This window comes from Shewanella sp. M-Br (assembly GCF_036245925.1).
Taxonomy (GTDB): Bacteria; Pseudomonadota; Gammaproteobacteria; order Enterobacterales; family Shewanellaceae; genus Shewanella; species Shewanella oncorhynchi.
In genome coordinates this window covers 35,430-49,172 of the sequence record NZ_BJBV01000008.1, presented here as the reverse complement: position 1 = coordinate 49,172, position 13,743 = coordinate 35,430, and the positions used below count along the sequence as shown (strand labels likewise).

Annotated in this window: 14 protein-coding genes; 6 read left to right on the top strand and 8 right to left on the bottom strand. The window is 45.9% G+C overall.

Going from position 1 to position 13,743, the window contains the following annotated elements; genetic code table 11:
* Positions 1-87 precede the first annotated feature (87 nt).
* Genes recJ through AAA952_RS08410 form a run of 3 tightly spaced genes read left to right on the top strand, consistent with a single transcriptional unit; the run spans position 88 to position 2,634 of the window.
* Positions 88-1,812, top strand: coding sequence for a single-stranded-DNA-specific exonuclease RecJ (gene recJ / locus AAA952_RS08420; protein ID WP_338256058.1), 1,725 nt, complete (start codon positions 88-90; stop codon positions 1,810-1,812).
* 17 nt (positions 1,813-1,829) lie between these two features.
* Positions 1,830-2,159, top strand: coding sequence for a hypothetical protein (locus tag AAA952_RS08415; protein WP_212599770.1), 330 nt, complete (start codon positions 1,830-1,832; stop codon positions 2,157-2,159).
* A gap of 34 nt (positions 2,160-2,193) precedes the next feature.
* Complete coding sequence (locus AAA952_RS08410; RefSeq protein ID WP_212599771.1) at positions 2,194-2,634, top strand: GNAT family N-acetyltransferase; 441 nt, start codon at positions 2,194-2,196, stop codon at positions 2,632-2,634.
* A 72-nt stretch (positions 2,635-2,706) separates the two neighbouring features.
* Here the strand turns inward: AAA952_RS08410 and ahpF are convergent, their stop codons facing one another.
* From ahpF to AAA952_RS08390, 4 genes are all read right to left on the bottom strand, one after another.
* Complete coding sequence (gene ahpF, locus AAA952_RS08405; protein WP_113939822.1) at positions 2,707-4,278, bottom strand: alkyl hydroperoxide reductase subunit F; 1,572 nt, start codon at positions 4,276-4,278, stop codon at positions 2,707-2,709.
* A gap of 162 nt (positions 4,279-4,440) precedes the next feature.
* Positions 4,441-5,010 (bottom strand): alkyl hydroperoxide reductase subunit C, encoded by a 570-nt coding sequence (ahpC, locus tag AAA952_RS08400; protein ID WP_105250080.1) that lies wholly within the window; start codon positions 5,008-5,010, stop codon positions 4,441-4,443.
* A 364-nt stretch (positions 5,011-5,374) separates the two neighbouring features.
* Positions 5,375-6,910 (bottom strand): leucyl aminopeptidase, encoded by a 1,536-nt coding sequence (locus tag AAA952_RS08395; RefSeq protein ID WP_263193019.1) that lies wholly within the window; start codon positions 6,908-6,910, stop codon positions 5,375-5,377.
* A gap of 89 nt (positions 6,911-6,999) precedes the next feature.
* Complete coding sequence (locus AAA952_RS08390; RefSeq protein WP_338256046.1) at positions 7,000-7,743, bottom strand: spermidine synthase; 744 nt, start codon at positions 7,741-7,743, stop codon at positions 7,000-7,002.
* Between the two features lie 106 nt (positions 7,744-7,849).
* Between AAA952_RS08390 and AAA952_RS08385 the strand changes: the two genes are divergently transcribed.
* The 3 genes from AAA952_RS08385 to AAA952_RS08375 all read left to right on the top strand — a co-directional run bounded on the left by AAA952_RS08385 (position 7,850) and on the right by AAA952_RS08375 (position 9,408).
* Positions 7,850-8,395 carry a mechanosensitive ion channel family protein gene (locus tag AAA952_RS08385; protein ID WP_106651494.1) on the top strand — a complete coding sequence of 182 codons (546 nt, stop codon included), beginning with the start codon at positions 7,850-7,852 and terminating at the stop codon, positions 8,393-8,395.
* A gap of 16 nt (positions 8,396-8,411) precedes the next feature.
* Positions 8,412-8,855, top strand: coding sequence for a hypothetical protein (locus tag AAA952_RS08380; RefSeq protein WP_263254788.1), 444 nt, complete (start codon positions 8,412-8,414; stop codon positions 8,853-8,855).
* 91 nt (positions 8,856-8,946) lie between these two features.
* Entirely contained in the window at positions 8,947-9,408 is a 462-nt protein-coding gene (locus tag AAA952_RS08375) for a hypothetical protein (protein ID WP_338256040.1), read from the top strand.
* A gap of 136 nt (positions 9,409-9,544) precedes the next feature.
* Here AAA952_RS08375 and AAA952_RS08370 read toward each other — a convergent pair whose 3' ends face one another.
* From AAA952_RS08370 to fccA, 4 genes are all read right to left on the bottom strand, one after another.
* Positions 9,545-9,832, bottom strand: a complete 288-nt coding sequence (locus AAA952_RS08370) for a hypothetical protein (RefSeq protein WP_173246570.1) — start codon at positions 9,830-9,832, stop codon at positions 9,545-9,547.
* 50 nt (positions 9,833-9,882) lie between these two features.
* Complete coding sequence (locus tag AAA952_RS08365; RefSeq protein ID WP_173497333.1) at positions 9,883-10,620, bottom strand: dienelactone hydrolase family protein; 738 nt, start codon at positions 10,618-10,620, stop codon at positions 9,883-9,885.
* A gap of 68 nt (positions 10,621-10,688) precedes the next feature.
* Complete coding sequence (locus tag AAA952_RS08360; protein ID WP_338256034.1) at positions 10,689-11,678, bottom strand: 2-hydroxyacid dehydrogenase; 990 nt, start codon at positions 11,676-11,678, stop codon at positions 10,689-10,691.
* A gap of 257 nt (positions 11,679-11,935) precedes the next feature.
* On the bottom strand, positions 11,936-13,729 hold the full coding sequence (fccA, locus tag AAA952_RS08355) for a fumarate reductase flavoprotein subunit FccA (protein WP_113939829.1): 1,794 nt from the start codon (positions 13,727-13,729) through the stop codon (positions 11,936-11,938).
* Between the last annotated feature and the right edge of the window lie 14 nt (positions 13,730-13,743).

Genomic DNA, 13,743 nt, shown 5'->3' with positions numbered 1-13,743 from the left:
AAATGTAAAATTTATCCCACGAAAGGTGAGCTTAAGGCTCACCTTTTTGTTATCTTATTGCCACGATTTCATGAGAGTTTGAGTCCCTTGATCCATAAGATAGTCCGTCGCCCAACCGTTGATGATAGCCATTTACCCGCTCATCTTTCGCCGCTATTGAAACAACTTTACGCCCGCCGTGGTGCGCTAACCCACGAATGCGAGCTTGTCCTTAAGGGTCTATTAAGACCTGAAACCATGAAAGGGTTGCCCGAAGCCGCGGCGCTTATCGCCGATGCCATGCAGGCGAATAAGTCGATTCTGATCGTGGGTGACTTTGACGCGGACGGCGCCACATCGACCAGTGTGTGTATGTTGGCGCTGCGGATGATGGGCGCGGTGAAAGTGGATTATTTGATCCCCAATCGCTTCGATTATGGTTACGGCTTAAGCCCTGAAATTGTTACGGTTGCGGCGTCTAAACAGGCTGAAATGCTGATCACTGTCGATAACGGTATTTCATCGATTGACGGCGTTGCGGCGGCCAAAGCCTTTGGCATGCAAGTGGTGATTACTGACCATCATTTACCCGGACATGAGTTACCCGCTGCCGATGCGATAGTGAACCCTAACCAACCGGGCTGTCCATTTGCCAGCAAATCGATAGCGGGTGTCGGCGTGGCCTTTTATTTGATGACGGCATTAAGGGCTGAATTACGGACGCGAAACTGGTATCAAACCCACGGTATTGCTGAGCCCAATTTAGGCACACTACTCGATATCGTTGCCCTTGGCACCGTTGCCGATGTGGTGTCACTCGATGCCAATAATCGTATTTTGGTTGAAGCAGGTTTGCAGCGCGTGCGAGCCGGGCGTTGCCGTGTGGGGATTACTGCGTTGCTTGAAGTGGCGAAGCGAAATCCGGCGCGGATTGTCGCATCTGACTTTGGTTTTGCCGTGGGCCCAAGGCTTAATGCTGCAGGCAGGCTGGACGAAATGGCACTTGGGGTTGAAACCTTACTCTGCGAAGACATGATGTATGCGCGGCGTATGGCGGCAGAGCTTGACGGATTGAATCAAGAACGCCGTGAGCTGGAAGTCGGCATGCAGCAGGAAGCCTTAAAAAGCCTAGAGCACTTAAAGCTTAACGAAGCCGAGTTGCCTTGGGGAATTGCCTTATTTCAAGAGGATTGGCATCAGGGCGTGATCGGGATTTTGGCCTCGCGCATTAAAGACAAATACCATAGACCCGTGATTGCCTTTGCCGATGCAGGCAATGGTGAAATTAAAGGCTCGGCGCGTTCGATCAAAGGCTTGCATATGCGCGACTTATTGGAGTTAGTGAACACTCGCCATCCGGGACTGATTATCAAATTTGGTGGTCATGCAATGGCGGCGGGTTTATCGCTCAAAGCGGGCAGTTTTGCGACATTTGCTAAAGCCTATGATGATGCGGTGCGTGAGCAGCTTAAACCTGAGTTGTTAACGGGCGAGCTTTGGTCCGATGGCGAACTCACTCCCGCAGAGTTGAATCTTGAAATGGCTCAGTTACTGCGTAATGCGGGGCCTTGGGGACAAGCTTTCGAAGAGCCGTTATTCGATGGTTACTTCACGATAGTGCAACAACGTCTTGTCGGTGAGCGCCACCTTAAGCTCGTACTCGAAACCCAATGCGGCACTGTGATGCTCGATGCGATTGCTTTTAATGTGGATTTGCACACTTGGCCAGATGCGACGATTAATCATGCCCGTATTGTGTATAAACTCGATGTGAATGAGTATCGCGGCAATTTTTCGCTGCAACTTATGGTTGAGCAAATCGAAGCTATGTAAGATGACAAGGAGTGAAGTTGAAATCATTATCCGATAAAAAAATTCGCCAGCTACTTAAGCGTTTTGCTTGGATATATGTTGTCTGCTTAAGTGTACCGTTTATCTCAACCTTACTCACTACTAAGGCTCAGGGGCAAATGCTGCTTATGGGGATTTGGCCAGCAGCCTCCTTGTTTTACTTTCTCGCTTACCGTTATTTAGCTAAATCCTTTAAGTATGAAATCAATCGCCACTTAGCCTTTAGTTATCATGGCGGTGGCACTTTAGCGGGGGCTTTGTATTCGTTAGCTAAAGTGGTGTTATTAGCGATGGCATTTATGATATTCATGAGTGCCAATAACACCTGAACTGACGTTAACGAAAAATTTCGGAGAAAGGAAAATGCAGCAGGAAACAGGATACAGAGTCAGTACAGATCAGGCTGAAATGAATCTTGAGGTTATCCATGGCTTTATTAGTAATAGCTATTGGGCGCAGGGCATGCCAAAGGCGCTGCTACAAAAAGCGTTAGCCAATAGCCTGTGTTTTGGGGTATTTGATAAGGATAATCAACAAGTGGCTTTTGGCCGCTTAATTACAGATAAAGCCACTTTTGCCTATCTTGCCGATGTGTTTGTACTTGAGTCGCACCGCGGCTTAGGTTTAAGCAAGTTGATGATAACAGCGATTCTTGAACATCCTGAATTACAAGGTTTAAGACGGATAATGTTAGCCACCCGCGATGCCCATGGACTCTACGCGCAGTTTGGATTTAAAGCGGTCGACACCCCTGAAATGCTAATGCAAATTAGGCCTGCTAAGCCTTATCAATGGCTTAGTTAACATCAAAAAAATAGCCAGCAAATGCTGGCTATTTTTTTGCGTTAGCTTTGATGTCTGTTGACGAGTTAAGCCTTAAGCGGCTTTGGTCGCGGCGGTTTCTTCATCGCTGTGGCGAATTAAGTAATCAAATGCGCCCAGTGATGCGGTCGCGCCGCTGCCCATGGCAATGATAATTTGCTTGAAAGGTGAGTTAGTGACATCACCTGCGGCAAAAATACCTGGGACTGAGGTTTGTCCGCGCTCATCGACTATGATCTCGCCCCTTGGGGTTAAATCGATAGTGCCCTTTAACCATTCCGCATTCGGTACTAGCCCAATCTGCACGAAGATACCTGCAAGTGCGACATGGTGACTCTCGCCAGTGGCTCTGTCTGTGTAGTTCAGGCCATTAACCCGAGTACCATCGCCAGTCACTTCAGTGGTCATGGCTTGGGTAATGATTTTAATGTTACCCATAGAAGCCGCTTTACGTTGCAGTACATCGTCAGCGCGCAGGGTTTTATCAAATTCCAGCACAGTCACATGTTCTACTATGTTGGCAAGATCGATAGCCGCTTCGATACCTGAGTTACCGCCGCCGATCACCGCCACACGCTTGCCCTTAAATAACGGGCCATCACAATGTGGGCAGTATGCGACGCCTTTGCCGCGGTATTCTTTCTCGCCCGGGACGTTCATCTCACGCCAGCGGGCACCTGTGGCTAACAATACGGTACGGCTACGTAATTTAGCGCCGCTTGCCAGTTCAAGCTCGAACAAGCCATCTGTTGATAACGACACTGCCTTTTGGTTGTCCATGATGTCGACTTCGTAGTCTCGTACATGGGCTTCAAGGTTTGCCACTAGTTTTGGACCTTCGGTCGCTTTGACCGAAATAAAGTTCTCGATACCGACGGTTTCAGCCACTTGTCCGCCAAACTTGTCGGCAACAATACCGGTGCGAAGTCCTTTACGTGCTGCATAAATGGCTGCTGCTGCGCCGGCTGGGCCGCCGCCAACGACTAAGACTTCGAATGGCGCTTTTTCATTAATTTCATCGGCCTTACGGCTTGCGGCATTGGTATCCAGTTTATTGAGGATCTCGCCAATGCTGATACGGCCGGCTGCAAACACTTCGCCATTTAAGTAGACAGAAGGCACAGCCATAATGTTTTTGCTGGTCACTTCTTCTTGGAACAGGGCACCGTCGATCATCACGTTGGTGATATTCGGGTTAATGGCCGCCATCATGTTCAGTGCCTGTACTACGTCTGGGCAGTTTTGGCAGGTCAGTGAGACGTAAGTTTCAAAGGCATATTTGCCTGGCAGATTGCGGATCTGCTCAATAATATCATCGCTGAGTTTGATTGGGTGTCCACCCGTGTGCAGTAATGCCAGCACGAGTGAGGTAAATTCGTGACCCATAGGCAGACCAGCAAAGCTGATTTGCGTATTAAGCTCTGGGTTAATCACTGTCATCGCCGGGATGCGTTCGCCCTGAACTTCTTTCAGGCTCACCAGAGAAGATAGGCTGACAATGTCTTGCGCTAAGCTTTTTAATTCTTGAGACTTTCTACTTTCATCTGCAGACACGACAAGTTCAACTGGTCTCTTGAGGTTTTGCAGATAGGTTTGCAGTTGATTTTTTAAATTCGCATCTAACATGTGATGACTCCAAAATCGCGTAAAAGGGAGAAAAAGGGGGCCAGTCTAGGCCCTTGCAGGGGCGGGCTTAATCCTTTGCTGCGTGGCGCTACAACTGTGTCGGCTGTAACGCCAATCAGCTTAGGACGCTAGACTGGCGGGGTTGACGCTTTGCAGACTAAATTAGATTTTGCCAACGAGGTCTAAAGACGGTGCTAATGTTTCGTCACCTGGTTGCCATTTAGCTGGGCAAACTTCGCCATCGTGAGTAGCAACATATTGAGCAGCTTGAATTTTACGAACTAGCTCTTGAGCGCTACGGCCGATGCCTAAATCGTGAACTTCGCTGACCTTGATTTGGCCTTCTGGGTTAATCACGAAAGTACCACGTAGTGCTAAACCGTCTTCTTCAATCATCACGCCGAAGTTACGGCTGATAGTGCCTGTTGGGTCAGCCAGCATTGGGAAGTTGATCTTCTTGATGGTGTCTGACGTGTCATGCCATGCTTTGTGAGTGAAGTGAGTGTCAGTTGATACTGAGTAAACTTCAACACCCATTCCTTGCAGTTTTTCGTAGTGATCAGCCATGTCGCCTAATTCAGTTGGGCAAACAAAGGTAAAATCTGCTGGGTAGAAGAAGACAACAGACCATTTACCTAACAGGTCTTGTTCAGTTACTGGAACGAACTCACCATTGTGGAATGCAGTGGCTTTGAATGGTTTGATTGTGCTGTTGATAATTGATTGAGTCATTTTATGCTTCCATTTAGTTGATGATGGCTTAAGTTCATAACGAGGACATTTGCTTGCGTCCTGTCGATGTGAAGCATATTACCGACTCGATTAAAATTAAGATAACGGATAAAAACTATTATCCTAATCGGTTTAGTCGAATGGTGATGCGATTAGGTCGGACTCAATCGGTTTTTCTGCGACTGCAGTGGGTTTGGCGTGACTGGGTGTAGTTTGGGTTTAGTCGGCTGGTCTTTGGTGATTGAGATAAGATAAATTTCGAGCATAAAAAAGGGATATCAATGATATCCCTTAAAGTGTAAATACAATTAAAACAAGATACTGAGGTTCTAGGTTCTAGGTTCTAGGTTCTAGGTTCTAGGTTCTAGTTCTGTGCTTTGGGTTGAGTTAACCAAGTGCTGAGTAAGCGCACGCCGTAACCTGTTGCCCCCGCAGGCACAACAGCGGTATCGGTGGCGGTTAAGGCATTGCCCGCGATATCGAGATGTGCCCAAGGCTGTTCGCCCGCAAAGCGTTTTAAGAACATGGCCGCAGAGGAAGCGCCAGCGCTGCCTTCTTTACCTGTGTTTGTGAGATCCGCGATAGTGGATTTAAGCTCATCCGCATAGGCTTGATCTAACGGTAAGCGCCAGACCTTTTCGCCAACCTGTTGACCTGCATAAGTTAGCTGCTGCACTAAAGGCTCAGAATCGGTAAACAAGCCAGCATAAACATTGCCTAACGCACTCACTTTTGAGCCAGTCAGTGTCGCAACATCGATAATCACAGATGGCTTATAATTTTCTCTGGCATACCAGAGGCCATCGGCCAGCACTAGGCGACCTTCGGCATCGGTATTGAGCACTTCAACGGTGAGACCTTGGGCGGTTTTAATCACATCACCTGGGATCATTGCATGACCCGATACCATGTTCTCCGCCATTGGCATAATTGCTACTACGTTGACTGGCGCTTTTTGAATCGCCATGGCTTTAATAGTGCCAAGCACTGTGGCTGCACCTGCCATGTCTGACTTCATCCGTGCGATAGAAGTGCCCGTCGCCTTAATATTGTAACCACCCGAGTCGAAGGTGATGCCTTTACCGACCAGTGCGATTGGCGCGTCTTTGCTACCAGGCCAATGGGCGACCACTAACTTAGGTGGGCGCTCGCTGCCTTTACCTACAGCAGCTAAGGCGCCTAGTTGTAGACGTTCGATATCTTTGGCTTCTAATACCGTGACTTTAACGCCGAGGGATTTGAGTTTTCTGGCTTCGTTAGCAAAGCTGTCGGGATACATAATGTCTGCAGGTGCGTTTGTCAGATCGCGCGCTAAAAACACACCCGCTTCAACCGCTTGCAGATTTTTATGGTGTTTTTGGTTGCGACTTAAATCATCGACAGCGATTTGGTAATTCTTCTCGGCACGGGGGCTCGCTTTGAACTGAGTGTAGCGATAACTGCGTAGTTCAATTCCGTGGGCAAGCTCAGAGGCAAATAGCGGCGCGGCCGTTAAGCCTTGGGTGAGTACACGCACTGTGGCTTGGGGAACCGTATCGAGTTTGGCCGCAACATTGCCACCGATGGTATTAATGTCGCCGGGCGTTAAGTTTTTTGCATCGCCAATGCCGACCAGTAAGACCCGTTTAGCATCAATTTCGCTGGGTACCAAAATCTCGAGGATTTCCCCCCGTTTGCCGGAAAAAATATTATCCGCCGTTGCTAGGTTTAATTGATCTTGGGTCGACTGAGGTAAAAAGTCGATCCCATAGGTAGTGGAGTCAGCACTTTGGAATAGCACTAATGTATCTGAATTCAGTGAGCTACGAGTGTCAAAACTAAAACTTTCGGCGTTAGCATTGAGAGAGTTAAGGCACGCCAGAGCCATAACGCTTAACATAAATTTGTGCTTATTTTTCATGGTGACAACTCATATCATAGGAGAATGTAAAGAATAACAAAGCTCAGCCTTAGGGTTAACTAATTTACGCTATTTTGCTGATATTAATATTAAATCCAAGGCCCAAATCGTGTCAGTGATCGATCAAGGGCAAAACCCAATTGTTGCGATAAAGATTGAGCATGATTTTTGAGTGCCGAGGTGCCTAATATTTGAGGAGATTGGCTAGCAAAAATCACCCAATTGCCGCCGCCTGTGAGGCAAGCGTTCACATGGGCAAAGTGTTGTTGTAAGTCGGCTAACAACTCGCGATTTTGGCTATGTTCTTTCCAGCAGTTCAGCACTAAATACCCATTGGGTTTGATGAGGTTAGTGCACTGCTCAAGGAATATTGGCGAAAGCTGCCCTGTTTCAACGCCTTTGGCTGTATAAATATCGGCAAAAATTACATCCACTTTTTTATGATCGCCAGCAGCTAAAAAGGCAATAGCATCATCATTGATAAGATTGAGCTTTTTACCTATCGGCAGTTGAAAATAGCGCTTAGCTAACTCAATCACCGCGGGGCGTAATTCCACCGCTGTTAACTTTATTGCCGCGTCGAAATTGCGCAGTGAGTGAATAATCGAGCCGCCGCCTAAACCTAAAACAATAGCGCTCTTGGGCTTACAAAACAGTAAAACCAACAACATGGCTTGCACATAAGTGTGCTGGGGAATATGGGGCGCCGCCTTGAGGATCTTACTCTGCTCATCGTTATCCCCAAAGGACAGGATCCGTGAGTCGTCGTAATCGATTACACGAATCGGGCCTAGTGCGTCTTGGGTTTCATGTAAGAGGGTAGAATCGGCCATATTGGATTAATTACTCGATTTAGCTGTTTGGCTTGTTTGCACGGGCTATAACTGCTCGCGCAAAAAAGTTAGAATTCAGACAGTTTTAGTTAATTGAGCCGCTATTATGACAAATCAAATCCTGCTTGCCTGTATTTATCTTGCAGTGTTTATCTTTTTACAGCGCGCCTTAACCCATTGGGTTAGAAAACTCGCGCAAATGAAGCAAGTGAGTGTTGCACGGACCAGTTTAGTGACCCGTTTTATTTCCTATGTGATGTTTTTTATTACTCTGTCCTTGATGGCGGTCTCGCTCGGACTGGGCTATCAGGATGTGTCGCTATTTGTGTCATCCGCCTTTGCAGTAATGGGTGTAGCATTGGTTGCTCAATGGTCGATATTGAGTAATTTAACCGCTGGCGTGCTGATCTTTTTCGTGTTTCCTTACCGTATCGGCGAGCGCATTCGAGTGGTTGATAAGGATGAAGATATTAGCGGCGTGATCATCGAAATCGCGTTATTCCATGTGCTGATTCATCGCGATAACGGCGATACCATCACTTATCCAAATAACCTCATGCTGCAAAAGGCAGTGTTAAAGCTGGCCGATCAGACTCCCTTAGCCGAACGTCAGGCGTTACTCGAAGGCAAGAAGAAGTTTGATCCTGAGTAACAAAGGATATAGATACATGGTCATTGAAGAAGAGGTTGGCAAATTGATTGATACTGAACTTTATAGTTCATTACTCGTCTATGCAAAAAAGAATAGCAAAGTAAATGTGAATGAATGTGATCTACCTAAAGTGTTATTAGCCTATGATGCACAAAAAATAAACGCCGCCGAATTTTATATTTTAGAGATGGAGAAGATAGTGTCATCGAACATGCCATTATTTACTCGTTTCTTCGATAAAAAGATTGATACTTTTATTGATGCACCAGATGAGCAAGAGAGCAATGATGATGTTATCGCAACACTGCCTTTTTATAAAAATTTCTTGGTGATATACATTATTGAGTTCTGCCTCTTAATTGAAAAACAAGATGAACTAGAACGTTACCTTAAAAAAATAAGAGTCCCAGGCAGCAAAAAATATTCACGAAAATTAAAGGAGATAATGACTGCTTTGTAATTTAGAACAGTCAGAGTTATACGTGTACATAATTTTTAACAAACTTGATAGATCTGGCCATGGTTGGCAACCTTAGTTATTTGGAGTTCGCATGTTTGTAAAGTCAATAACCATTTTTCCTTTTGGTGATATTTCAGGAAAAGGTCAATCAAAAATCTGGGAAAGGAAATTAGATATACCTTATTTAGGGGATGGCTTTCTCATACGTATTTGGGGGACAAAAGAGGGACCAACAGTATCCCAATGTGAGGCATTCGATAAACTCATCAATAATGCAGAGCAGATTAGAAAAGATGCAACTGCTAGGATTATTCATTTCCTTACCTCTTCTGACATTGTTCCTGCAGATATTGAGCTCTCCTCATCCAATGTTTGGACATTTTTGTTGCCATGCTTGATCGAAGTTAATGCAAATAATGAATACAGCCTTGGTGTTGGTAAGCTAGGTTCAAATGCCATTTCCATTGGATATGATATTTCTTGGGGTGAAGATTTTCCCCTTTTGCAGATAGGTGTTTTAGATGGCTTTATCGATGAAATATATTCCGAATAGTGATTATCTGCTTTTTACTAGCAGTTTAATATATGAAAGGATGAATCACTAAAACCATAATATTAGTTAAGGTTTTAGTGATTCATTTGATTTTAAAAAGTTAGATCGTTAGGTGTATTTTTGGCAACCCTAAACGCTATTTTAACGAGGCGATAAAGGCTTCAGACTTTTGGCGGTAGGATTCTTCAAATGCAATGATAGCAGCTATGATACCAGAGCCCAAAAGCACTTGTAGAGAGGGGATAAGAGTAGCTATGCCCACTGTCGACCAAAAGTTAAGGCTAAATCCACGTGTCATCCAAAACTGACTCGCTAGGCCAATTAATGAAAGCACGACGGCTAATAACGAAACAACGGTTGTTACTCGGGTAATCATTAATAGTAATGCTAAGTTTTTTGAGGATAAATTTTTATAGGGTTTCATTTTTTACTCTTTCCTTAAGTATTTAATATCTTGTATGTTTAATTTATAAACTAGTGCAGTATTCTTTGAAAAAACGCTACCGCTTGCAGGTACATTTGCAGTGCGAGTGCGGGATCATAGCGTTCGCCTTCATCACGCATAAAGGCGTGTTGGGCGTTGACTTCAAGCCAAGTAAAGTTACGGTTCAGCGCCATTAATTGCTGGTGGATTAGTACTCGTCCCTCCGCGGATACGTGGGGATCTTGCTTGCCGAACACTAACACTAATTCCCCTTGAATATCACCGCTGCGGCTCAATGAGTCATTGCCGTAAGCGCAGGGTAGGGTGTTGGAATGAATGTCGGTAGGATAGAGGCAAAATGCACCTAAAATAGCGGGGTTGAGTGCGGCGCGGTAGGCTAAGTGGCCGCCGATACACACGCCCATAGAGCCAACTTTGCCATTGCAGTAAGTTTGTTGAGTGGCAAAATCGATCAGTGCTTGGGTATCGCTATCGTGGTGTTCTAGGGGTTTGGCAAATTTATCGGCGTTACCTTTATCTTTACCTGATTCATCATAGGCCAGCACAGTGCCTAAAGGATTCAGTTCATGGAACACTTCGGGTACTAACACCACAAAACCGTGGCCAGCAAGAATAGTAGCGGTGCGGGCGATGGGCGCAGTTTGCTGAAATATCTCGGAATAAAAGATGATACTTGGGAATATTCCCTGTGCTTCTGGGCGATAGATATAGGTGCGCATTAGCCCTGAAGGCGTGGAGATATCCTGAATTTCCTGAGTCACTAACATATTTATATTCCTCTATGAGGCTTCAAACGTTGAAGCCTCACTTTAGCAGTCAGGATTTTATCTGTCAGTTAAAACAATTCGTTACCTGAGAGTTCACTGGCACATAGTGCTTTTATATTGCTCAAGGTCGTTTTGGCAATGGCGCCTAGGGCTTCTTCGGTGAGGAAGGCTTGGTGACCCGTGAAAATCACGTTATGGCAGGCTGATAAACGACGGAATACATCGTCTTGAATAATTTCATTCGATTTATCTTCGAAGAACAGGCCTTTTTCGTTTTCGTATACATCGAGCCCAAGCGAGCCGATTTGCCCCAGTTTTAATGCTTCCATTGCGTCGAAAGCATTGAGTAAACCACCGCGGCTGGTGTTGATCACCATGACACCGGGTTTCATCTTGGCGAAGCTGGCTTGGTTTAGTAAGTGACGGTTATCCGCGGTTAACGGGCAATGCAAGCTGATGATATCGCTGTTGGCATAAATAGAGTCGAGATCTTGATATTCCACATTCAGCGCGACAACCGCTGGATTGATAAAGGGATCGAAGGCAATGACTTTACAGCCAAAACCGAGCAATACCTTGATGGTTGCTACGCCGATTTTACCTGTACCAATCACGCCGACGGTTTTGCCGAACATGTTAAAGCCGACTAAGCCTTCGAGGGAGAAGTTGGCATCGCGGGTGCGTTGGTAAGCTTTGTGGATTTTTCGATTCAGTGTCAACATCAGTGCGACTGTATGTTCGGCCACGGATTCAGGAGAATAAGCTGGTACGTTAACGACTTGCATGCCTAAGCGTTTAGCGGCAACTAAATCGACGTTGTTAAATCCAGCGCAGCGCATGGCGATAATTTTTGTGCCACCCTTAGCGAGTTCGACCAGAACTTCTTCACAGAGTGAATCGTTGACGAAGGCGCAGACAATTTCAAAACCTTCGGCAAGCTTCACTGTTTGCATGCAGAGGCGATAATCGAAGTACTCAATTTGTGCACCAAACGCGGCATTTGTGCGGTTAAAGTGCTGCATGTCGTAATGTTTCGCGCTAAAAAATCCAATTCTCATTTCAGTCACCTAACGGGTTTGCTGATGTCATTATCTGGCAAAGAGTGTAAGTGAGTTAGGGCTTTTTGTCCTTAGCCTTAGAAAATTCCCCGTTAAAAGAGTGAGCTTTATCATCAATTGGGAATAAAAAAGCGAGCCCCTGACGGCTCGCTTATTGATTGACTGCTTTTACTTGAAGTGTTCAAGCTAGAGCTCTCATATTGAAAGTCGTACTATATGAGCTGAGGGCTAGTCCTTTAACCCTCCGTTATTGCATTTTACTTTTTGTCTTTAGCGTATTTAGCTGCAGATGCACCCGCGATACGGCCATAAGTAACGATATCGGAGATAGCATTACCACCTAAGCGGTTAGCACCGTGAACGCCACCTGTGACTTCACCTGCTGCATATAAACCATCAATAGGTTTGCCTGTTTTTTCACTCTTCACTTCGGCTTTAGTATCGATCACAACACCACCCATAGTGTGGTGAACTGCTGGCGCGATTTCGAGAGCGTAGAAAGGTGCAACAACTAATTCACGTGGTAAATCAGGACGTTCAAATTGAGCATCTTTACCTGATTTAACAAAGCCATTATAAGCTTTCACTGTTTTAGCGAGTTCGGCCGCTGGAATATCTAACTGTTTAGCCAGATCTTCAATTGTTTTGCCTTCTTTAACAATGTTCAGGTGCACATAGCCTTCGATGGCTTTTAAGCTCTTACGGATAGAGTCATCGAATACCAAATAAGCACTTTCGCCTTTTTGTTGCAGAATCGCGGCAGACGCTTTGTCACGGGTGGTGATTTCGTTCATAAAGCGGTTACCTTCACGGTTAACCACGATCGCACCGTTACCACGTACCGCTTCGGTGATCATTACACCACCAGCAGGTGAATAAGTTGGGTGAGCTTGAATAAACTCTAAGTCGCGAGTTGCAGCACCCGCTTGCAATGCCACGTCTAAGCCATCACCTGTAGCACCTGGGTGGTTAGTCGCTTTAAAGCCTTTTAACTTAGGATCGTACTTAGCTACACGATCGTTATTTTTCGCAAAACCACCCGCTGCGATAACGACAGCGTCAGCTTTGACAACGTAATAACCTGTGTATTCACCCTTCACCAATACGCCGGTAATTTTACCGCTCGCATCTTCAAGAATACGTACTACACGGCTGTTTAAGCGGATGTCAGTACCACGTTTCACTGCATTGTCCCATAGAACTTGTGCTACGTGTGCACCCACGCCAGCGCCGCCTGTTGGACGGTGACTACGGTTAACACTTGCGCCACCCATACGACCTACGTCAGTCATATCGGCACCCATAGAGGTTAACCAATCGATAGAGTCTGATGAGTTGTTGGCTAAGGTTTTGACTAATTCAGGATCGTTAATATTGCGACCACCTTTCATGGTGTCGTCGATCATGATTTGTTTCTTGTCTGCGATACCTAGTTTAGCCTGTGGCTTAGTTTCTGCAGCGTTCATACCGCCAGCAGCAAGTTTAGTGTTTCCGCCTGGGATAGGTTCTTTTTCAAGCAGGATAACTTTAGCGCCTGCATCACGGGCTGAAACGGCTGCAGCAAGACCTGCACCACCTGAACCTATGATCACGACATCAGTGGTTTCTTTTGCGCCAGCGGCAATGGCTTTATCTTGAGCAGCTTTGTCTGCATCAACAGGCACAAACTTACGTTCCCACTTACCACCGTAAGGCATATCGAAGCCGAAGCTGTGACAAGCATCGCAATAGGTGACTGATTTTTCATGACCTTTATGGCAGCTAGTACAAGCAATTTCGCCAATTAGGTGAGATTTATGGGGTGATACTTTATCTTTAGGTGCAGCGGCGGCCAGTTCTTTTAAATCACCGTGGCAGCTAACACACTGAGCATTTTCATGGGTAAGGTTGTCGTTGGTGACGCCACCTTTGTCTGATACGTGGCAGCTGTCGCAGCTACCCATTTCACCGTGAAAATCGGCTAGCACTTCTGGTGCTGCATAGGCAGTACCTGCCATAGCGCCAGAGATCAGCATGGCTAGTGCTGTTTTTTGAATCTTTCTTGTGAACATGATAGTTCCTCCGC